This is a genomic window from Streptomyces botrytidirepellens (assembly GCF_003721215.1).
In the GTDB taxonomy this organism is placed as follows: Bacteria; Actinomycetota; Actinomycetes; order Streptomycetales; family Streptomycetaceae; genus Streptomyces; species Streptomyces himastatinicus.
The window spans coordinates 1-20,123 of the sequence record NZ_RIBZ01000843.1 but is presented as its reverse complement, the minus strand read 5'-3'; the positions used below and the strand labels follow the sequence as shown (position 1 = coordinate 20,123).

Annotated in this window: 15 protein-coding genes; 4 read left to right on the top strand and 11 right to left on the bottom strand. The window is 71.3% G+C overall.

Features of this window, described 5'->3' with window-relative positions; translation table 11 throughout:
• The first annotated feature begins 6 nt into the window (after window positions 1-6).
• Complete coding sequence (locus EEJ42_RS44230; protein ID WP_123107777.1) at window positions 7-1,461, top strand: pectate lyase family protein; 1,455 nt, start codon at window positions 7-9, stop codon at window positions 1,459-1,461.
• Here the strand turns inward: EEJ42_RS44230 and EEJ42_RS44225 are convergent.
• The 9 genes from EEJ42_RS44225 to EEJ42_RS44185 all read right to left on the bottom strand — a co-directional run bounded on the left by EEJ42_RS44225 (window position 1,439) and on the right by EEJ42_RS44185 (window position 14,399).
• Window positions 1,439-2,047, bottom strand: a complete 609-nt coding sequence (locus EEJ42_RS44225) for a Uma2 family endonuclease (protein WP_123107776.1) — start codon at window positions 2,045-2,047, stop codon at window positions 1,439-1,441. The two genes, EEJ42_RS44230 and EEJ42_RS44225, sit on opposite strands and share 23 nt — an antisense overlap.
• Before the next feature lie 97 nt (window positions 2,048-2,144).
• Window positions 2,145-3,635, bottom strand: a complete 1,491-nt coding sequence (locus EEJ42_RS44220; RefSeq protein WP_123107775.1) for an MFS transporter — start codon at window positions 3,633-3,635, stop codon at window positions 2,145-2,147.
• 34 nt (window positions 3,636-3,669) lie between these two features.
• Window positions 3,670-4,356 carry a TetR/AcrR family transcriptional regulator gene (locus tag EEJ42_RS44215; protein ID WP_246097790.1) on the bottom strand — a complete coding sequence of 229 codons (687 nt, stop codon included), beginning with the start codon at window positions 4,354-4,356 and terminating at the stop codon, window positions 3,670-3,672.
• 189 nt (window positions 4,357-4,545) lie between these two features.
• Complete coding sequence (gene serA / locus EEJ42_RS44210; protein ID WP_123107773.1) at window positions 4,546-6,147, bottom strand: phosphoglycerate dehydrogenase; 1,602 nt, start codon at window positions 6,145-6,147, stop codon at window positions 4,546-4,548.
• A gap of 273 nt (window positions 6,148-6,420) precedes the next feature.
• Entirely contained in the window at window positions 6,421-7,419 is a 999-nt protein-coding gene (gene ilvC, locus EEJ42_RS44205; RefSeq protein WP_123107772.1) for a ketol-acid reductoisomerase, read from the bottom strand.
• Between the two features lie 75 nt (window positions 7,420-7,494).
• Window positions 7,495-8,019 carry an acetolactate synthase small subunit gene (ilvN, locus tag EEJ42_RS44200; protein ID WP_044569623.1) on the bottom strand — a complete coding sequence of 175 codons (525 nt, stop codon included), beginning with the start codon at window positions 8,017-8,019 and terminating at the stop codon, window positions 7,495-7,497.
• 35 nt (window positions 8,020-8,054) lie between these two features.
• On the bottom strand, window positions 8,055-9,914 hold the full coding sequence (locus tag EEJ42_RS44195) for an acetolactate synthase large subunit (RefSeq protein WP_123107771.1): 1,860 nt from the start codon (window positions 9,912-9,914) through the stop codon (window positions 8,055-8,057).
• 210 nt (window positions 9,915-10,124) lie between these two features.
• On the bottom strand, window positions 10,125-13,052 hold the full coding sequence (locus EEJ42_RS44190) for a putative bifunctional diguanylate cyclase/phosphodiesterase (RefSeq protein WP_123107770.1): 2,928 nt from the start codon (window positions 13,050-13,052) through the stop codon (window positions 10,125-10,127).
• A gap of 342 nt (window positions 13,053-13,394) precedes the next feature.
• Window positions 13,395-14,399 (bottom strand): 2-hydroxyacid dehydrogenase, encoded by a 1,005-nt coding sequence (locus EEJ42_RS44185; protein ID WP_184503566.1) that lies wholly within the window; start codon window positions 14,397-14,399, stop codon window positions 13,395-13,397.
• 73 nt (window positions 14,400-14,472) lie between these two features.
• On the opposite strand from EEJ42_RS44185, the gene EEJ42_RS44180 reads away from it, so the two are divergent.
• The 3 genes from EEJ42_RS44180 (at window position 14,473) to EEJ42_RS51530 (ending at window position 17,019) form a co-directional block, all read left to right on the top strand.
• Complete coding sequence (locus tag EEJ42_RS44180) at window positions 14,473-15,471, top strand: aldo/keto reductase (protein ID WP_123107769.1); 999 nt, start codon at window positions 14,473-14,475, stop codon at window positions 15,469-15,471.
• Window positions 15,472-15,597: 126 nt separating this feature from the next.
• Window positions 15,598-16,779 (top strand): PQQ-dependent sugar dehydrogenase, encoded by a 1,182-nt coding sequence (locus EEJ42_RS44175; RefSeq protein ID WP_123107768.1) that lies wholly within the window; start codon window positions 15,598-15,600, stop codon window positions 16,777-16,779.
• Between the two features lie 72 nt (window positions 16,780-16,851).
• Window positions 16,852-17,019: a DUF6191 domain-containing protein gene (locus tag EEJ42_RS51530; RefSeq protein WP_184503565.1), complete on the top strand. Its 168-nt coding sequence runs from the start codon at window positions 16,852-16,854 to the stop codon at window positions 17,017-17,019.
• 28 nt (window positions 17,020-17,047) lie between these two features.
• Here EEJ42_RS51530 and EEJ42_RS44170 read toward each other — a convergent pair whose 3' ends face one another.
• Both EEJ42_RS44170 and EEJ42_RS44165 read right to left on the bottom strand, forming a co-directional pair.
• Complete coding sequence (locus tag EEJ42_RS44170; protein WP_123107767.1) at window positions 17,048-19,279, bottom strand: MMPL family transporter; 2,232 nt, start codon at window positions 19,277-19,279, stop codon at window positions 17,048-17,050.
• 147 nt (window positions 19,280-19,426) lie between these two features.
• Window positions 19,427-20,123: phospholipase domain-containing protein (locus tag EEJ42_RS44165; RefSeq protein WP_123107766.1), on the bottom strand; the 697-nt coding region annotated here is incomplete at its 5' end.

Here is a 20,123-nt window from a genome sequence, read left to right as displayed (position 1 = left end):
CGTCGGATGCGCCGAGCCGCGTACGCCGCGGCGGCCGCGCTCGTGTGCGCCCTGCCGGCCGCACCGGGCGGGGCCGCCGCGGCGGCCCCTTCGGCCGTAGCACCTTCTGCCGTAGCACCTTCTGCCGTGCCGGACCGGCCCACCGGCTGGGCCACGGCGGGCCCCGGCACCACCGGCGGCGCGGGCGCCGCCCCCGACAGCGTCCATGTGGTGCGCACCCGCGCCCAGCTGAAGGCCGCCCTCGCCAACCACGGCGATCCGACCGCGCCCAAGGTCATCCGCGTGCGCGGGCACCTGAACGGCAACGAGACCGACGACGGCCGTCTCCTGGGCGCCCAGGACTACGCCCCCGGCTGGGACCTGCGCCACTACATGGACTGCTTCGGCCCCGACGGTACGTCCTGGAGCGACGACCGCTACGAGTGGTGCAAGCGGATGCGTACGCTCCGCGTCACCGGCTCGAACGCCCAGAAGCAGCAGATCCAGCTCACCGTGCCCAGCAACACCACGCTCCTGGGCACGGGCAGGGACGCGGCCCTGCTCGGCGTCTATCTGACCGTCAACACCGGCCGGAACATCGTCATCCGCAACCTTCGCTTCGAGGCCCCCACCGACCACTTCCCCAGCTGGGACCCGGGCGACGGCGCGACCGGCGCCTGGAACGCGCGCTTCGACGCGCTGTCGGTCGTCACCGGCCGCAACATCTGGATCGACCACTGCGCCTTCTCCGACGGCCGCTACCCCACCAGCCGGGCCACCGTCGGGTTCCACGGCAAGCGCGTCGAACACCACGACGGGCTCCTGGACATGGAGGACGGCACGGACTTCGTCACCGTCTCCTCCAGCCGCTTCAGCGACCACGAGAAGACCCTGCTGATCGGCTCCGGCGACGGCAAGGGCGACCGCGACCGCGGCCATCTGCGGATCACCTTCCACCACAACCTGTTCTCCGACACCGCCCAGCGCAGCCCCCGCGTCCGGTTCGGACAGGTGCACACGTACAACAACTACTTCCGCGGCTCCACCGACGACCCCGACTACCCGATGCGCGGTCAGGCCCTCGGCGGCAGCTCCTACTTCCTGGGCGCCGGGCTCGAATCGAAGATCGTCTCCGAACACGACGTCTTCACCCACACCGGCCCGGGCGCCTCCCCCGACATCACGGTGACCACCTTCCACGGCCACCAGTTCTCGGCCACCGGCGCCTCGTACAACGGCCGCCGCGTCGACCTGAACCGCATCGCCCGAGCGAAGTTCGAGACCGAGGCGGCCAAGGCCCGAGCGGAAGCCGAGTCCACGGGCACCCCACCACCCGAGTGGGCGCTGCGCACCTTCACGACGGACACCGGCTGGACCCCCGCCGACGTCTACCGCTACCGCCCGCAGCACTCGCCGCGGGCGGTCATCCGGACGGTGCTGCGCGAGGCGGGCCCGACCCTCACATCCGGTCGATCTCGGTGAGGTCGATGTCGATGTCGATGTCGATGTCGAACGGGACCGTGAGCTTCAGGCGGTCGTGGTGGATGCCGGTAGGGACGTAGGAGCCGGTCACCGGGTCCAGTTCGTAGACGTGCACCACCGGGCGGCGCCCCTCACCGTGCTCGACCAGCCAGAAATGCGGGATCCCCGCCTCGGCGTAGAGCTGCGGTTTGCGCTCGCGGTCGCGGGCTTGTGATTCCGGCGACTCGACCTCCACCGCGAGCACAACATCGGCGGCGTCGTAGCCCGTCTCGTCGGCTTCGGCGGAGACAGCCTCCGCGCGCAGGACTGAGATATCGGGCTCGGGACGGTTGCTCTTGTTAATGGTGATGGTCATCTGGCTGCACACGCGCAGCGACCCCGGCACCGAAGCTCTGAGGCCCTTCGCCAGGAAGGAGATAGCCAGCGAATGAAAGCAATTCTGGGGGCGGACGAAGACGAGGCTCCCGTCGATCAGCTCAGTGTGCGGCGGGAGGTCCGGAATGCGGTCAAGCTCGTCTGCGGTGAAGCCGCCCGGGGGCGGAAAGGCCCAGGCCGGAAGCGGTTCCTCAGTCGTGGTTCGTTCCATGGACGGAACTTTGTCCGCGCAGCCCAGCCTAGCGGGCCGGAATGCCTGGGCCACCCCTCACACGGGTGACGGGCGGCCCCGGCGTTGACGATCGAGGTCAGCCCAGGTGTGCGGCGGCGGACGGGGCGCCGTGGGCGGACTTGTCGCGGGGCGGGCGCGGGGTGTTCATCAGGACGCCCACCACCACGGCTGCCCCCGCGAGGATCACCGACGACCAGACGAACGCGTGCGAGAAGCCCTCGACCAGCCCTTCCTTGGCGGTCTCCGGCGTCATGCGGCGGGCGTGCTCGCGCAGGTAGTCGGAGGTCGCGCTGGTGGCGATGGTGTTGAGCATCGCCGTGCCGATCGAACCGCCGATCTGCTGGGCCGTGTTCACCGTGGCGGAGGCGATGCCCGCGTCCCTTGGCTGCACGCCGTGGGTCGCGTAGTTCATCGAGGGGGCCATCACCAGGCCCATGCCGAAGCCGACGAGGAGTTCGGAGGGCAGCACGCCCGCCGCGTACGAGCTTCCGGCCTCCAGCGGGACCAGCAGCGCCACCCCGGTGGCCGCGATCAGCAGACCGGGCACCACCAGCGCCCGCGGCGGCACCTTGGGGATGAGGCGGGCCGCGACGCCACCTGCGGCGGCCAGCACCGCCGCGGTCATCGGCAGGAAGGCCACGCCGGTGACCAGCGCCGAGTACCCCTTGACGATCTGCATGTAGTAGGTGAGGAAGAGGAACATGGCGAACATGCCGACCACCGAGAGGCCGACCGCCAGATAGGCGCTGCCCCGGGTACGGTCCGCGACCACCCGGATCGGCAGCAGCGGATGGGCGGCGCGCCGCTCCACGAGGGCGAAGGCGGCGAGCAGCACCACGCCCAGGATGAGCAGCCCGGTCACCAGCCGGGAGTCCCAGCCCTCGGACTCGGCCTCGCTGCACCCGTAGACCAGCGACACCAGACCGGCGACGGCCAGCAGCACTCCGGGGATGTCGAAGCGCGCCCGCTCCGCCGCGGGCCGGTCGGCGGGCAGGACGGACCAGCTGAAGGCCGCGAGGACGGCGATCGGCACGTTGACGTACAGGCACCAGCGCCAGTCCAGGTACTCGGTCAGCAGCCCGCCCAGGACCAGGCCGATCGCGCCCCCGCCCGCCGCGATCGCGCCGAAGATGCCGAACGCCTTGGCGCGCTCGCGCGCCTCGGTGAAGTTCACGGCCAGCAGCGACAGCGCCGACGGCGCGAGCAGCGCGGCGAAGGCGCCCTGGAGCGCGCGGGCGCCGAGCAGCATCCCGAGCCCCTGGGCGGCGCCGCCGAGCGCGGAGGCCCCGGCGAAGCCGATCAGGCCGACCAGGAAGGCGCGCTTGCGGCCGGTGTAGTCGGCGATCCGGCCGCCGAACAGCAGCAGGCTGCCGAAGGCCAGGGTGTACGCGGTGATGACCCACTGCCGGTCACCGGCGGAGATGCCCAGATCGCGCTGGGCGGAGGGCAGGGCGATGTTCACGATGGTGATGTCGAGAACGATCATCAGCTGGGCGAGGCCGATGAAGAGCAGGGCGAGCCAGCGCCGGGGGTTGGCCTCGGGCGCTATGGCTGAGGGCTCGGACATGAGGGTGCCTTTCTGATGGTGCGTACGGACGTGATCAGTCGGCGTCGGCACGGGCGTCGTCGATCACGCGCTCCCGGATGTGGGTGAAGGCGGCGGCGTCCACGGCCGGGCCGCCGAGGGCGGTGGTGGGCCGTGGGGAGCCGCTGGGGCGCAGCCCGTCCACGTACAGATCGAGCTGGCGGTGGGCGAGGGCGTCGTCGTCCGGGATGCGGCCCCCGCCGGGCAGCGGCCGCGTCAGCCGGATGATCATCAGGACGATGTCGCCGAAGACGACATCGGGGCGGATCGCACCGGACGCGCGACCGCGGGCGAGGAGGCGGTCGACGGTCTCGACGGGGTCGGCGGCGTCGCCGCGCATCCGGCCGAAGAGTTCGTCGGCGGTGAAGTGGCCCAGCAGCGCCGGTACCACCGACCCGATCTTGAGGTCGAGGGCGGCGTGCATGAAGCGCCGCAGGGCGTCGGCCGGGTCGCCCTCCGTGGCGACGGCGTGCCGCGCGGCCTCGTCCACGGCGCTGAAGACCTCGGCGGCCACGCCGCGGAAGAGGTCGGGGCGGGTGGGAAACCGCCGGTAGAGGGTGGCGATGCCGACCCCGGCGCGCCGGGCGATCTCGTCGAGCGGGGCGTCCGGCCCCTGGTCGGCGAAGACCTCGCGGGCGGCGCGCAGGATCTGCTCGCGGTTGCGGCGCGCGTCGGCGCGCATGCGGGGAGCGTCATCGGACACGGCGGTTCTCCTGCGGAGGGCATACACGGAGCTATGTGGAGAAAAATTCTCCACATAGTTGAGAGCGTAGCGCCGCTCGCCACCTTATTCAACACATGATGAAAAAGAACCCGGCCGGGAACCGAAAAGGGCCCGGCCCCCGCGGGAAGCGGAGGCCGGGCCCTTGAAGACGCGCAGGCGCTACACGGCTCAGACCAGGTTGACCGAACGGGCCGACGTGGCGCCGATCTCCTCGGCGATCTCGGTGAGCACGCTCTGCGGAATCGTGTCGTCCACGGTCAGCGCGACCAGCGCGGCACCGCCCACCGCGGCACGCGAGACCTGCATGCCCGCGATGTTGATGCCCGCCTCGCCCAGGATGCGGCCGAGCGTGCCGACGACGCCGGGACGGTCCGTGTAGCGGAGGAAGGCCATGTGGTCGGCGAGCGCCAGGTCGACGTCGTACTCCCCGACCGCGACGATCTTCTGGAGGTTCTTGGGACCGGCCAGCGTCCCGGAGATCGAGACCTCGTCACCGTCGGCCAGGGTGCCGCGCACGGTCACCACGTTCCGGTGCTCGGTCGACTCCGAGCTGGTGGTCAGCCGCACCTCGACGCCGCGCTCCTGCGCGAACAGCGGGGCGTTCACGTAGCTCACGGTCTCGTCGACGATGTCCTCGAAGACGCCCTTGAGCGCGGACAGCTCCAGCACCTTGACGTCGTGCTGGGTGATCTCGCCGTACACCTCGACGTCGAGCCGGACGGCGACCTCGCCCGCGAGCGCGGTGAAGATCCGCCCCAGCTTCTCGGCCAGCGGCAGCCCGGGGCGTACGTCCTCGGCGATCACGCCGCCCTGCACGTTCACCGCGTCCGGGACCAGCTCGCCCGCGAGGGCCAGCCGCACCGAGCGCGCGACCGCGATGCCCGCCTTCTCCTGGGCCTCGCCGGTGGAGGCGCCCAGGTGCGGGGTGGCGACCACGTTGTCGAACTCGAACAGCGGGGAGTCGGTGCACGGCTCCTTGGAGAACACGTCCAGACCGGCACCGGCCACCCGGCCCTCCTTGAGGGCCGCGGCCAGCGCCGTCTCGTCGACGATCCCGCCGCGGGCGGCGTTGACGATGCGGACGTCCGGCTTGACCCGGCGCAGCGCCTCGTCGCCGATCAGACCGACCGTCTCGGGGGTCTTGGGCAGGTGGACGGTGATGAAGTCTGAGACCTCGAGCAGCTCGTCGAGCGTGAGCAGCTTCACACCCATCTGCGCGGCGCGCGCGGGCTGCACGTACGGGTCGTACGCGACGATCTTCATGCCGAAGGCGGACATGCGCTGGGCGACCAGGACGCCGATGCGGCCGAGGCCGACGACGCCGAGGGTCTTCTCGCTCAGCTCCACACCGGTGTACTTGCTGCGCTTCCACTCGCCGTTCTTCAGGGCGGCGTTCGCCTGCGGGATGTTGCGGGCGGTGGCGACCAGCAGGCCGCAGGCCAGCTCGGCGGCGGTGACGATGTTGGACGTCGGCGCGTTGACGACCATGACGCCCGCCTTGGTGGCGGCGGAGACGTCCACATTGTCCAGGCCGACGCCCGCGCGGGCGACCACCTTCAGCTTCTTCGCCGCGGCGATGGCTTCCGCGTCGACCTTGGTCGCGCTGCGGACGAGGATCGCGTCCACGTCGGCAAGGGCGGGAAGCAGTTCGTCTCGGTCCGCGCCGTTGCAGCTCCGGATCTCGAAGTCCGGGCCCAGGGCGTCGACCGTGGCGGGCGACAGCTCTTCGGCGATGAGTACGACAGGTTTACCGGGGGAAGCAGTGCTCACGTGGTCTTCAGTCCTCACTAGTCCTCAGCGGACGGCCGTCCCGACGGCCGCAGGCGGTGAAGGGTTCCAGCCGCGTGGAAGACGCACGACGCTGTGAGCCTGACGCGTTTGTTGCAGGAAAGTGTAGTAGCGCTCGGGCCTGTGTAATGCGCCAATGCGGCAGGATCACCCGCACGTGGTGGTGCGCGGCGGACAAAGCCGAACCGGGTGTGGCGGAGGTTCCAGGGAACCCCCGCCACACCCGGGGCACGGTCCGCCGCGCCGTCCGGGCGCTTACGCCTCGTCGTCGACCCAGCTCATGAGCTTGCGCAGCTCCTTGCCGGTGGTCTCCAGGAGGTGGTCCTCGTCCGCCTTCTTCAGCTCGTTGTACTTCGGCAGGCCGGCGTTGTACTCCGCCATCCAGTTCTTGGCGAAGGTGCCGTCCTGGATCTCGCCGAGGATCTTCTTCATCTCGGCCTTGGTGGAGTCGTTGATGATCCGCGGGCCGGAGACGTAGTCGCCCCACTCGGCGGTCTCGGAGATCGACCAGCGCATCTTCTCCAGGCCGCCCTCGTACATGAGGTCCACGATCAGCTTCAGCTCGTGGAGGCACTCGAAGTACGCGATCTCCGGCTGGTAGCCGGCCTCGGTCAGGGTCTCGAACCCGGCCTTGACCAGCGCCGCGGTGCCACCGCACAGCACCGCCTGCTCACCGAAGAGGTCGGTCTCGGTCTCCTCGGTGAAGGTGGTCTTGATGACACCGGCCCGGGTGCCGCCGATGCCCTTGGCGTACGAGAGGGCGAGCGCGAAGGCGTTGCCCGTGGCGTCCTGCTCGACGGCCGCGATGCACGGCACGCCGCGGCCCTCCTCGTACTGGCGGCGGACCAGGTGGCCCGGGCCCTTGGGGGCGACCATGCAGACGTCGACGTTGGCCGACGGCTTGATGAAGTCGTACCGGATGTTGAGGCCGTGGCCGAAGAACAGCGCGTCGCCGTCCTTCAGGTTGTCCTTCACGGACTCCTCGTAGACCTTGGCCTGGATCGGGTCCGGGACCAGGATCATGATGACGTCGGCCTCCGCGGCCGCCTCCGCGGGGGTCACCACGCGCAGACCCTGCTCCTCGGCCTTGGCCTTGGACTTGGAGCCCTCGTGCAGGCCGACGCGGACGTCGACGCCCGAGTCGCGCAGCGACAGCGCGTGGGCGTGGCCCTGGCTGCCGTAGCCAAGGATCGCGACCTTGCGGCCCTGGATGATGGACAGGTCGGCGTCGTCGTCGTAGAACAGCTCGGCCACTTCGGGATTCTCCTAGCGTGTGGGTTGTGCGTCCCACCGTATGACGGGCGGGCGGGTGAAGGTTCGGGGGTCTCGTCAGGCGGACCGGTCGAGCGCGCGCAGGCTCCGGTCGGTGATGGAGCGGGCGCCGCGCCCTATGGCGATCGTGCCGGACTGCACCAGCTCCTTGATGCCGTACGGTTCCAGCATCTTGAGCATGGCTTCGAGCTTGTCGCTGCTGCCCGTGGCCTCGATGGTCACGGCCTCCGGGGAGACGTCCACGGTCTTGGCGCGGAACAGCTGGACGATCTCGACGATCTGGGAGCGGGTCTCGTTGTCGGCGCGGACCTTCACGAGAACGAGTTCCCGCTGAATGGCCGAGCCGTCCTCCAGCTCCACGATCTTCAGGACGTTGACGAGCTTGTTGAGCTGCTTGGTGACCTGCTCCAGCGGGAGCTCCTCGACATTGACCACGATGGTGATGCGGGAGATGTCGGGGTGCTCGGTGACGCCCACGGCGAGCGAGTCGATGTTGAAGCCGCGGCGGGAGAACAGGGCGGCGATCCGGGCGAGGATGCCGGGGGTGTTCTCCACCAGGACGGAGAGCGTGTGCTTGGACATGCGGTGCGTCTCTCTTCTTCTCTCGGCCCCGGGCCTCAGTCGTCTTCGCTGTCGCCGAAGTCCGGGCGGGTGTCGCGCGCCGCCAGGATCTCGTCGTTGGAGGTGCCGGCCGCGACCATCGGCCAGACCATGGCGTCCTCGTGGACGATGAAGTCCACGACCACCGGCCGGTCGTTGATCGCGTTGGCCTTCTCGATCACGGCGTCGAGGTCGGCCGGGTCCTCGCAGCGGATGCCGATGCAGCCCATGGCCTCGGCGAGCTTCACGAAGTCCGGGACCCTGGTGCCGGCGCTCGGCTGGGCGGTGTCCGCCCCCGGGCCGGAGTGCAGCACGGTGTTGGAGTAGCGCTGGTTGTAGAACAGGGTCTGCCACTGGCGGACCATGCCCAGCGCGCCGTTGTTGATGATCGCGACCTTGATCGGGATGTTGTTCAGCGCGCAGGTGACCAGCTCCTGGTTGGTCATCTGGAAGCAGCCGTCCCCGTCGATCGCCCAGACCGTACGGTCCTCCGCACCGGCCTTGGCGCCCATGGCCGCCGGGACGGCGTAGCCCATGGTCCCGGCGCCGCCGGAGTTCAGCCAGGTCGCGGGCTTCTCGTACTGGATGAAGTGGGCGGCCCACATCTGGTGCTGGCCGACGCCCGCGGCGAAGACCGTGCCCTCCGGGGCCAGCTCGCCGATCCGCTGGATGACCTGCTGCGGCGACAGGCTGCCGTCCTCGGGCAGGTCATAGCCGAGCGGGTAGGTCTCGCGCCACCGGTTCAGGTCCTCCCACCAGCCGGTGTAGTCGCCCGTGTGGCCCGCGTCGTGCTCGGCCTGGACGGCGACGACCAGATCCGCGATGACCTCGCGGGCGTCACCGACGATCGGCACGTCGGCGGCGCGGTTCTTGCCGATCTCCGCCGGGTCGATGTCCGCGTGCACGATCTTGGCGAACGGGGCGAACGAATCGAGCTTGCCGGTGACCCGGTCGTCGAAGCGCGCGCCGAGCGCCACGATCAGGTCCGCCTTCTGGAGGCTGGTGACGGCGGCGACGGTGCCGTGCATGCCCGGCATGCCGAGGTGGAGGTGGTGGCTGTCGGGGAAGGCCCCGAGCCCCATCAGGGTGGTGGTGACCGGCGCCCCGGTCAGCTCGGCCAGCACCCGCAGCTCGGCGGTGGCGTGCGCCTTGAGGACGCCGCCGCCCACGTACAGCACCGGGCGCTCGGCCTGGCTGATCAGCCGGGCGGCCTCGCGGATCTGCTTGGCGTGCGGCTTGGTCACCGGGCGGTAGCCGGGCAGGTCGGTCTGCGGCGGCCAGGAGAAGGTGGTCTTGGCCTGGAGCGCGTCCTTGGCGATGTCGACCAGGACCGGGCCGGGGCGGCCGGTGGCGGCGATGTGGAACGCCTCGGCGATCGTGCGCGGGATGTCCTCGGCCTTGGTGACCAGGAAGTTGTGCTTGGTGATCGGCATCGTGATGCCGCAGATGTCCGCCTCCTGGAAGGCGTCCGTGCCGATCGCCTTGGAGGCCACCTGGCCGGTGATCGCGACGATCGGGACCGAGTCCATGTGGGCGTCGGCGATCGGGGTGACCAGGTTGGTGGCGCCGGGTCCGGAGGTCGCCATGCAGACGCCGACCTTGCCGGTGGCCTGGGCGTAACCGGTGGCGGCGTGGCCCGCACCCTGCTCGTGGCGGACGAGTACGTGCCTGACCTTCGAGGAGTCCATCATCGGGTCGTACGCGGGGAGGATCGCACCGCCGGGAATCCCGAAGACGGTGTCGGCGCCCACCTCCTCGAGCGAGCGGATGAGGGACTGCGCGCCCGTGACGTGCTCGACGGTGGCGGACTGCGGTCCGCCGTTACGGGCCCGCGGCTGGGGATGATGGGCCCCGGAGGCCTGCTCGGTCATCGGCATTCTCTTCTCGAATGAGGTGTGATGCGGGGAGGGAGGCGGTGCACAGGCGTCAGTGCAACAAAAAACCCCTCGTGCCGTTAGGCAAGCGAGGGGAGCGCGCCGGAGAGGGTCCGCAGGTCTTCAACATGAGCCTGCTCAGCCGACGCGCTGTCCAAGTACGAGAATTCGGGTGCGCATGGCTCCGACCCTCCCCCCCGCGCGTATCAGGTGTCAAGTGGGTGGGACGGGAGTCTCAGTATTTGAGCGGGTCGGTGGGTGGGTGTGCGCCGCCTCCGGGCGGCGGGGCCCATGCCCGCCGTATCCGCCGTGCCGCACCGGCAGCCCGCCTCCGACCAGGACCGGAGCGTCCGAGCGCGGCACCGGATAGCTGCCGCGGGTCAGCGCCCGGCGCAGCCGGTGCTCGTCCAGCGGTCCGCTGAAGGCCATGCCCTGGGCGTGGGTGCACCCCATGCCGCGCAGGGTCACCAGCTGCTCGGGCAGGTCCACGCCCTCCGCGATGGACTGCATCCCGAGGTCGCCGCCGATCCTCAGCAGCCCTGAGGTGATCTTGTGCAGCCGGGACGACTCCACCACCCCCTCGACCAGTCCCTGGTCCAGCTTGAGCACATCGATGGGGAGCCTGCGCAGCGCCCGGATCGCGGCATAGCCGCTGCCGAACCCGTCGAGGGCGATCCGCACCCCCAGTCGGCGCAGCGCGCCGAGGCGGTGCTCCAGCTCGTCCAGCGGCACCCGGGGGTCGCTGTCGGTCAGCTCCAGGATCAGCGCACCGGACGGCAGTCCGTGCCGGGCGAGCAGGGTCTCGACGGCCTTGGGCGGCATCGACTTGTCGACCAGCCGCCCGGCGGGCAGCCGTACGCAGACGGGGAGCACATGGCCGTCGCGGCGGCGCTGGGCGGCCTGTTCGACGGCGGCCTCCAGCGTCCAGCGGGTCAGCTCGGCGGTGCGGGCGCCTTCCTCACCGGCGCGGCCGTGGTCGCCGCCGCGCCCGTTGTTGTCGGCGACCCTCAGGAACTCGGCCGGGGTGAACAGGATGCCCTGGGCCGAGCGCCAGCGGGGCTGCGCCGCGACGGCGGTGACCCGCCCGGTCGCCAGCTCCACGACGGGCTGGTGCAGCAGCACGAACTCGCCGTCGTGCAGGGCGGCGCGCAGCCGCGTCTGGACCTCGGCGCGGCGCGCCACCTCGGCCTGCATCTGTGGTGCGTACAGCTCGACCCGGTTCTTCCCGGCGGCCTTGGCCCGGTACATGGCCAGGTCGGCGTTGCGCATCAGGGCGCCGGGGCTGGTGCCGGGCTCGGCGAAGGCGACGCCGATGCTGGCGGCGACCCGCACCTCGGTGCCGCCCTCCACCCGGTAGGGCTGGGAGAGCCGGGCCCGCAGCCGGTCGGCGATCTCCAGGATGCGGCATTCGCGGGTGCTGGCGTCGTCGGCGCCGTCGCCCACGATGAGGGCGGCGAACTCGTCGCCCCCGAGCCGGGCGGCGCAGTCGCCGGAGCCGGACCGCACGGACTCCTGGAGCCGGCGGGCGGCCTGGACCAGCAGTTCGTCGCCCGCCTGGTGGCCGACGGTGTCGTTGACGGCCTTGAAGCCGTCGAGGTCGATGAAGAGCACGGCGGTGCCCGCGTCGGTGCGGCGGCGCCCGCCGACCGCGTGCCGGACCCGCTTGGTGAACAGGGCGCGGTTGGGCAGGTCGGTGAGCGGGTCGTGCTCGGCGCTGTGCTGGAGCTGGGCCTGGAGCCGGACCCGCTCGGTGACATCGCGGCTGTTGAAGATCAGGCCGCCGTGGTGGCGGTTGACCGTCGACTCCACGTTGAGCCAGTCGCCGGAGCCGGAGCGGAAGCGGCACTCGATACGGGTGGTGGGCTCCTCGCACGGCGACGCGGCCAGGAACCGGCGCACCTCGTGGACCACCGGGCCCAGGTCCTCGGGGTGGATGAGCGAGGCCAGTTCGGAGCCCTCCAGCTCGCCCGCGTCCCGCCCGTAGACGCCGGAGGCGGCCGGGCTGACGTACCGCAGGATGCCGGTGGGCGCGGCGATCATGATCACATCGCTGGAGCTCTGCACCAGGGAGCGGAAGTGGTTCTCCGCCTGCGCCAGCTCCTGGGTGAGCGCGATGTTGTCCATCAGCATGATCGCCTGCCGGACCAGGAGGGCGAGCACGACCGCGCAGGCGGTGAAGAGCACCACCCCGTCGACCGGGCGGCCGTCCATCACGTTGAACAGGATGCCCAGGGTGCAGACGGCGGCGGCGAGATACGGCGCCAGGGCGGCGAAGGCACCCGCGGTGGGGCGGCTCCGCCCCTCGGGGCGGCGCGCCGCGGGCGGCGGGCTCTCGGCGGCGTCCCGCCGGGCCACCCAGGGCGCGTACGCCAGCAGCATCGACCCGGCGAACCAGCCCGCGTCCAGGATCTGGCCGGAGCGGTAGTGGTCGTGCAGCAGCGGCGAGGTGAACAGCGCGTCGCACAGCACGGTCAGGGCGAACGCGCCGATCGCGGTGTTGACCGCCGGCCGGCTGGCCGACGACGAGCGCCGGAAGTGCAGCACGATCACCATGCTGACCAGCACGATGTCCAGCAGCGGATAGGCGAGCGAGAAGGCCCTGCGGGTCACGCTCCCGGCGTCCCCGCCGAACGGCCCGGTGTGGGCGAGCGCGAGACTCCAGGACAGGGTCATCAGGGATCCGGCGATCAGCCAGGCGTCCAGTCCCAGGCAGATCCACCCGGCCCGGTTCTCCGGGCGCTTGGCGAGCACCAGCATCCCCACGATCGCGGGCGGCGCGAAGAGGAGGAAGCAGACGTCGGCGAACGAGGGGGTGGGCACGGGGCGGCCCAGCACCACCTCGTACCAGCCCCAGGTGCCGTTGCCCAGCGCGGTCATGGCGGACGAGGCCGCGAACAGCAGCCAGGCCGGGCGCATCCGCCCCGAGTTCCGGCGCCCGTGCCACAGGCAGGACGCGGCGGCGGCGAGGGCGGCCGCGGCGAGGCCGAAGTCGCCCATGAAGACGGCCAGTTCGGATGATCCCCAGCCGAGCACCGCGCCCACCGCGTATCCACCGCAGACCAGGGCCAGGACGACCTGCGGCAGCAGCCGGGCGCCGCCGGAGACCGCCGGGCGGGCGAGCACCGCTCCGGTGGCGCTCACCGCACTGCCGCCCGTCGTGTGCGGGGGCGCGGCTCGGCGAGCCCTATCCCCATGAGCTTCGTCATCGAGAGCCGCGCGGCTGCGCGGAAAAGTCGCGGTCGACGCCTGAGCTGCGTCGGGTCGTTGGTCCATTGGCCATACATCGCCCGTCGCCCCCCTCGAGTTCCGGTCCATCGCTGACGCCGTCAGGTCATTGGCGCAGCCCCCGCTCGGGACGATACACCAGACTGGTCACTCAGGGACATAGACCATCTACTCACCGTAATCGACTACGGCGTTGTATATACGGAGTGCAGTCAATCGATGCCTGTATGTACTGCCAGGGGCATGTTGCCCCCTCGTCTACCCCGTGGTCATCATGAGATGTTCCAGCGGCTCGCCCGCGGCGAACCGGTGCAGCTGGGCGCGCAACAGCCGCTTGGCGCGGGGCAGGAAGGCCGACGAGGGACCGCCCACGTGCGGGGTGATGAGCACTCCTGGAGCGTGCCACAGCGGATGCCCGGCGGGCAGTGGTTCGGGGTCGGTCACATCCAGCGCGGCCCGCAGCCGGCCGCTCTCCACCTCGGCGAGGAGCGCCTTGGTGTCCACCACCGCGCCCCGTGCGACGTTCACCAACAGCGCTCCGTCCTTCATCTTCGCCAGGAAGTCCGCCCCGACCAGCCCCCGGGTCCGGTCGGTCAGCGGGGTCACCAGGACAACGACGTCGGCGTCCGGAAGCAGTTGAGGCAAGGCGTCGATCGGGTGCACCGGACCGCGCTCGGTCGTACGCGGGGAGCGCGCGACGCGCGCCACCCGCTCGCACTCAAAGGGCTCGAGCCGGTCCTCGATCGCGCTGCCGATCGAGCCGTACCCGACGATCAGAACGGACTTGTCGGCGAGCGCCGGACGGAATCCTGGGGTCCACTCCCCGGCGTCCTGGGCACGGACGAAGGTGGGAATGTCGCGCAGCGAGGCGAGAATCAGGGTCAGGGCCAGCTCGGCGGTGCTCGCGTTGTGCAGCCCCCGGGCGTTGCACAGCTGCACATCGGGGACAACACGTGACATGGCGGGCAGCAGGCTGTCTATGCCCGCGGTGAGCGTCTGGATCACCCGCAGGCCCGTCATGGCCTCCAGCGGACGGGCCAGCACCTCGGGGCTCTTCATGTACGGCGCGCAGTAGAAGGCGACGCGCGCGGGGTCGGTGGGGTAGTCGGGACCGCCGTCCCAGTGGGCGTACTCCAGGTTCTCGGGCAGGCCCTCGATCTCGTCCGGCGCGATCGGCAGCCAGGCGAGGGGGCGGGCCGAGTCTCCGGACGCGGCATGAGACGAATCGTGGTGCCGGAACGTATCGCTGTCATCTGCACTCATGCCAGGAGGCTATGCGAAGTGAGGCTCTCCGCAGAGGTTAGTTTGGTGCGAGAAACGGGAGGGGTCAGTCCAGGTGGAGCGCAGGACAATCGGAGCGGCGGCGCTCGAAGTGGGTGCGATCGGCCTTGGATGCATGCCCATGAGCTGGGCGTACACCGCTTCGCAGCGCAACGGCGAGCACTCGCTGCGCGCCGTGCACACCGCGCTCGACGTGGGCGCGAACCTGCTCGACACCGCCGACATGTACGGACCCTTCACCAATGAACTGCTGGTGGGCCGGGTGCTCAAGGAGCGGCGCGCGGACGCCTTCGTGTCCACCAAGTGCGGACTGCTGGTCGGTGAGCAGCACATCGTGGCCAACGGGCGGCCCGGCTATGTGAAGCGGGCGTGCGACGCCTCGCTGCGGCGGCTCCAGACCGATGTGATCGATCTCTACCAGCTGCACCGTGCCGACCCCGAGGTGCCCATAGAGGAGACCTGGGGCGCGATGGCGGAGCTGGTCGCGGCGGGAAAGGTCCGGGCACTGGGGCTGTGCGCGGTGGGGGCGCGGGCCCAGCGGCGTGCCGGGGCCCGGATGCACGACGCGACGGTGCGCCAGCTGGAGCGGGTGCAGCAGGTCTTCCCGGTGAGCTGTGTGCAGGCGGAGCTGTCGGTGTGGTCGCCCGAGGCGCTGGAGGCGCTGGTGCCGTGGTGTGCCTCGCGCGGGGTGGGCTTCCTGGCGGCGATGCCGCTGGGCAACGGCTTCCTGACCGGGACGCTCACGCCGGGGCAGGGGTTCGAGCCGGAGGACATGCGGGCCCGGCACCCGCGCTTCACGGCGGAGATGATGGCGGCGAACCAGCCCATCGTGGCCGGGCTGCGGCGGGTGGCGCGGCGGCACGGGGAGTCGGTGACGGCGGCTCAGGTGGCGCTGGCGTGGCTGCTGGCCCAGGGGCCGCACGTGGTGCCGGTGCCGGGGACCAAGCGGGAGGACTGGGCGGCGGAGAACGCCGCGGCGGCGGAGGTGATGCTGACGGCCGAGGACCTGGCCGAGATCGCGACGCTGCCGCCCGCCCGGGGGTCGTGGGACTGAAGGTGCCCCGGGGGCCCAAGGGGCGCGTGGGCTCTGGTTCCGGGAAGGGAACCCGCCGCGAAGCTGCGGTGTATAAGAATCAGTGCCGTGCCGCGGCACACGTGCCCCACCGAGAGGAACCCGACCGTGCCACGTCCTCGCATCACCCCCGCCCTCGCCGCCACTGCCGCCCTGCTGCTGCTCACCGGCTGCTCGACCGGCGACGGCGGGTCCCCCTTCGAGCAGTCGAGTTCACCCGCGCCCGGGAAGGAGGGGTCCAAGGGCGGCTCCCCGTCGTCGGCGGCGCCCTCGGGCAGTGAGTCGGCCGCGCCGAAGAAGGGGTCGGCCAAGGTGGCGAGCCTGCTCACCACCAACCTGAAATCGCCCTGGGGGGTGGCCCCGCTGCCGGGTGGGGACCTGCTGGTGTCCTCCCGGGACACCGGGAAGATCTTCAAGGTCGCGGCGGACAGCGGGAAGCAGACCGAGCTGGGGTCCGTGCCCGGCGTCTCCCCCGCGGGCGAGGGCGGCCTGCTGGGGCTGGCGGTCTCCTCCGACTTCGGCACGGACCACATGGTGTACGCGTACTTCACCACCGACTCGGACAACCGGATCGTGCGGATGGTGTACGACGACAAGCGCCCCGCGGGCGATCAGCTGGGCGCCCCGGACACGATCTTCAAGGGCATCCCCAAGGGGGCGATCCACAACGGCGGCCGGATCGCCTTCGGCCCCGACAAGATGCTCTACGCGGGCACGGGCGAGAGCGGTGAGCGGGGGCTCGCCCAGGACAAGGACTCGTTCGGCGGCAAGATCCTGCGGATGACCCCGGACGGTGAACCGGCGCACGGCAATCCGTCGGCCGATTCGGTCGTCTACTCCTACGGTCACCGCAATGTGCAGGGGCTGGCCTGGGACACCCGGAAGCGGCTGTGGGCATCGGAATTCGGCCAGGACACCTGGGACGAGCTGAATCTGATCCGGCCGGGCAAGAACTACGGCTGGCCGGAGGCGGAGGGCAAGTCCGGGGAGAAGGGGTTCGTCGATCCGGTCGAGCAGTGGAAGCCCGAGGACGCTTCGCCGAGCGGCATCGCGTTCGCCAAGGGCTCCATCTGGATGGCGGGGCTGCGCGGCGAGCGGCTGTGGCGGATTCCGCTGCGGGGCACCAAGCCGGTGGCCGAGCCACAGGCGTTCCTCACCGGGAAGTACGGGCGGCTGCGCACCGTGGTCGCCACGGACGACGGTGGGCTGTGGTTGGTCACGAGCAATACGGACGGGCGGGGCGACCCGGGCAAGGACGATGACCGGATCCTGCGGCTGGACATCAGCTGACGCGGGCGGGTCCGGCCCCTTTTCGGGCGGTCTGCTTACACTGGCCCCAGTCCCACACCTACGGGGGTCGCCATGTTCAACCTCATCGAGGAGCTGTTCGCGCCCGGTCGCAGGCACACCGAAGAGGAGCGCAACCGGCTGGAGTTCACGCTGGAGGACGTCGGCGACAGCGACCCCCCGTGGAAGGGTCCGATAGACCTCGACTCCGGCCAGGTGGTGATCCGCCCCCGCGAGGGCTGACCGCGCTGACCACCCCGGAAGGCGCGCCTTACGGCACGAGCGTGCGGGCCGCGTCCTCCTCGGGCGCGCGCGGCCTGGGCACGGGCAGCGGCCGCTGATCCGGGTCCGGATCCGGCGCCTCGATGCTGATGCGCGGCAGCATCCGCTCCAGCCAGCCCGGCAGCCACCAGTTGGCGCCGCCGAGCAGATGCATCAGCGCGGGCACCAGCAGCGTGCGGAGGACGAAGGCGTCCAGGGCGACCGCGGCCGCCAGCCCGATGCCGAACATGGCGATGATCCGGTCGCCGCTGAGCACGAACGCCGAGAAGACGGCGATCATGATGACGGCCGCGGAGTTGATGACCCGGCTGGTCTCGGCGAGGCCCACCCGGACCGCGACCCGGTTGTCGCGGGTGTGCTGCCACTCCTCGTACATCCGGCTGACCAGGAACACCTGATAGTCCATGGAGAGCCCGAAGAGCACCGACACCATGATCACTGGCAGAAAGGGCTCGATCGGGCCCGCCCTGCCGAGCCCCAGTGGCTCGCTCCCCCAGCCCCACTGGAAGACCGCGACCACGACGCCGAAAGAAGCGGCGACGGCGGCCACATTCATGACCGCCGCCTTGACCGGGATGCCGATGCTGCGGAACGCGAGCAGCAACAGCACACATCCCAGCGCCACCACCACCCCCACGAACAGCGGCAGCTTGGAGACGATCACCGTCGCGAAGTCGTCGTAGCCCGCGGTCAGCCCGCCGACGTACACCCGCAGCGAGGTGCCCTCCTCGGCCTTCGGCAGGACGTCGGTGCGCAGACGCTCGACGAGCCCCGAGGTATCGGGCGACTGCGGGGCGGTGGTGGGCACGACCGTGATCACGCCGGTGTCGCCCGTGCCGCCGAGGTCCGCGGCGCTCACCGAGGCGACGCCCTCGGTGGTGCGCAGGGTGGTGGTCAGCCGGGTGAAGGCCATCCGGTCCTCGGCGCCGTCGATACTGCCGATGAGCGTCAGCGGTCCGTTGAAGCCGGGCCCGAACCCCTCGGCGAGCAGGTCGTACGCCTGCCGAGTGGTCGAGGTCTCGGGGTTGTTGCCCTGGTCGGAGGTGCCGAGCCGGAGCGAGAGGGTGGGCAGGGCGAGGGCCAGCATGACGGCGACGGCGACCCCGCCCAGCACCTTGGGGTGGCGTTCCACGAAGGACGCCCAGCGGGTGGCGAGGCCGGGCACCGTCCTGGTCCGCGGCCCGTCCTCGGCCAGTCGTCGGCGTTCGCGACGGTTGAGGGCCCGCATCCCGATCAGCCCGAGCAGCGCGGGCAGCAGGGTGATGGAGGCGGCGACGGTGAGCGCGACCGTCAGCGCGGCGGCGACCGCGACGCCGTTCAGGAAGCTCAACCGCAGCACCAGCATGCCCAGCAGGGCCAGACACACGGTCGCGCCCGCGAAGATCACCGCGCGGCCCGAGGTGGTCACCGCGCGCTGTGCGGCCTCGGCGACCGGCAGCCCCTGCCGCAGCCCCCGGCGGTGCCGGGTGACGATGAACAGGGCGTAGTCGATGCCGACGCCGAGCCCGATCAGCATGCCGAGCATCGGCGCGAAGTCGGCGACGTTCATGGCGTGGCCGAGCAGCCCGATCGCCGCGTACGCGGTGCCGACGCCGACGAGCGCGGTGGCGATCGGCAGCAGCGTCGCCGCGAGCGAGCCGAAGGCCAGGAAGAGGACGACGGCGGCCACGGCGACGCCGATGGCCTCGCTGAGGTGGGCGGGCCCGGCCGTCTCGGTGAGCCCGGCGCCCGCGCCGCCCATCTCGACCTCCAGCCCGGGGACGGCGGCCGAGCGCGCGGTGTCCAGGACCCGGCGTACCTCGTCCTTGCCCAGGTCGGCGGCGGGTTCGCGGAAGACGACGGTGGCGTATGCGGTGTGCTGGTCGGCGCTGATGCGGCTGGTGTCGTCGGTGCCGTACGGACCGGTGACCGAGACGACGCCGGGCAGGTCGGCGACGCGCCCCAGCGCCGCCGTCATCCGCCGCTCGACGTCCGCGGAGCGCACGGTTCCGGCCTGGTCGGCGGTGTGCCACACGATGGTGTCGGTGTCCCCGGCCCGGTCCGGGAACCGCTGCTCCAGCAGGCGCGAGACCGTGGAGGATTCGGTGCCGGGGATGTCGTAGTCGTTGGAGTACGCGGATCCGGTCACGGCCGCCGCGGTCGCGACCCCCGCGAAGGCGGCCAGCCAGAGCACGATCACGACGGCGCTGCGTCTGATACACCATCGTGCGAGTGCGGCCATGGCTGCTTTCCGGTCTGTGCACCAAGTGCGGCGTGATGTGCTTGTGACCAGAGCACTGTGTCAGCCGGAAAAGATCCTTTGTCCCCTTTGTGGGCTTCCCCACATCCGGAGTGACTTCCTCCGATCGTCATCGGGTCAGTGGCCGGCTCAGCCGCTGACCGAGGGGCGCCCGTTCTCGATGTGCCCGGTCAGGCGGCGGTGGAAGGAGTCGTCGCCCTCGGCCGTCAGCACCAGGTCGTACCAGCCGCGGCCCTCCTTCGCCGAGAACTCCACGGCCTTCGTCGAGCCCGCCCGCACGCTCACCGTCCGCTGCCGCGCGTCCGCGTCCGCCACATAGGCGCGCGGGCGCACGGCGACCTCGATCGCGCGCTCCCCCTTGTTGGTGATGGTGAGCGTCAGCTGCCGACGACGGCCGTCGATACCGCCGCGCACCCGCAGTCCGGCCGCGGCGCCGTCGGCCGTGCCCCGGAACTCGCGGCGGAAGCCGTTCGGCCCGGTGACGACGAAGTCATACGCCCCGTCCCGCACCGGAACGTCCCAGGTGGACAGGGCCCCGGGCGCCAGGTCGCGGTGCTGGGGCGCCTCGTACTCGCCCGCGTACGGGAAGAGGATGGCGTGCGCGCTGCGCACCCCGGCGTTGGCGAGCGCCAGCCGCATCACCCCCGCCCGCGGCTCGAACACCCCGGACACCTCCGGCTGATACGGCAGCGGGCGGGCCGGACGCCTGCCCTCCTCCTGCCGCGGCATCCGCTGGTCGGCGGGCGGCCGCGGCGTCCAGTGCGCGCGGTCCGCCGGGGGCGGCCCCGGGCGGCGCAGGGGCTGCGGGGCGGCGGCGCCGCCGAAG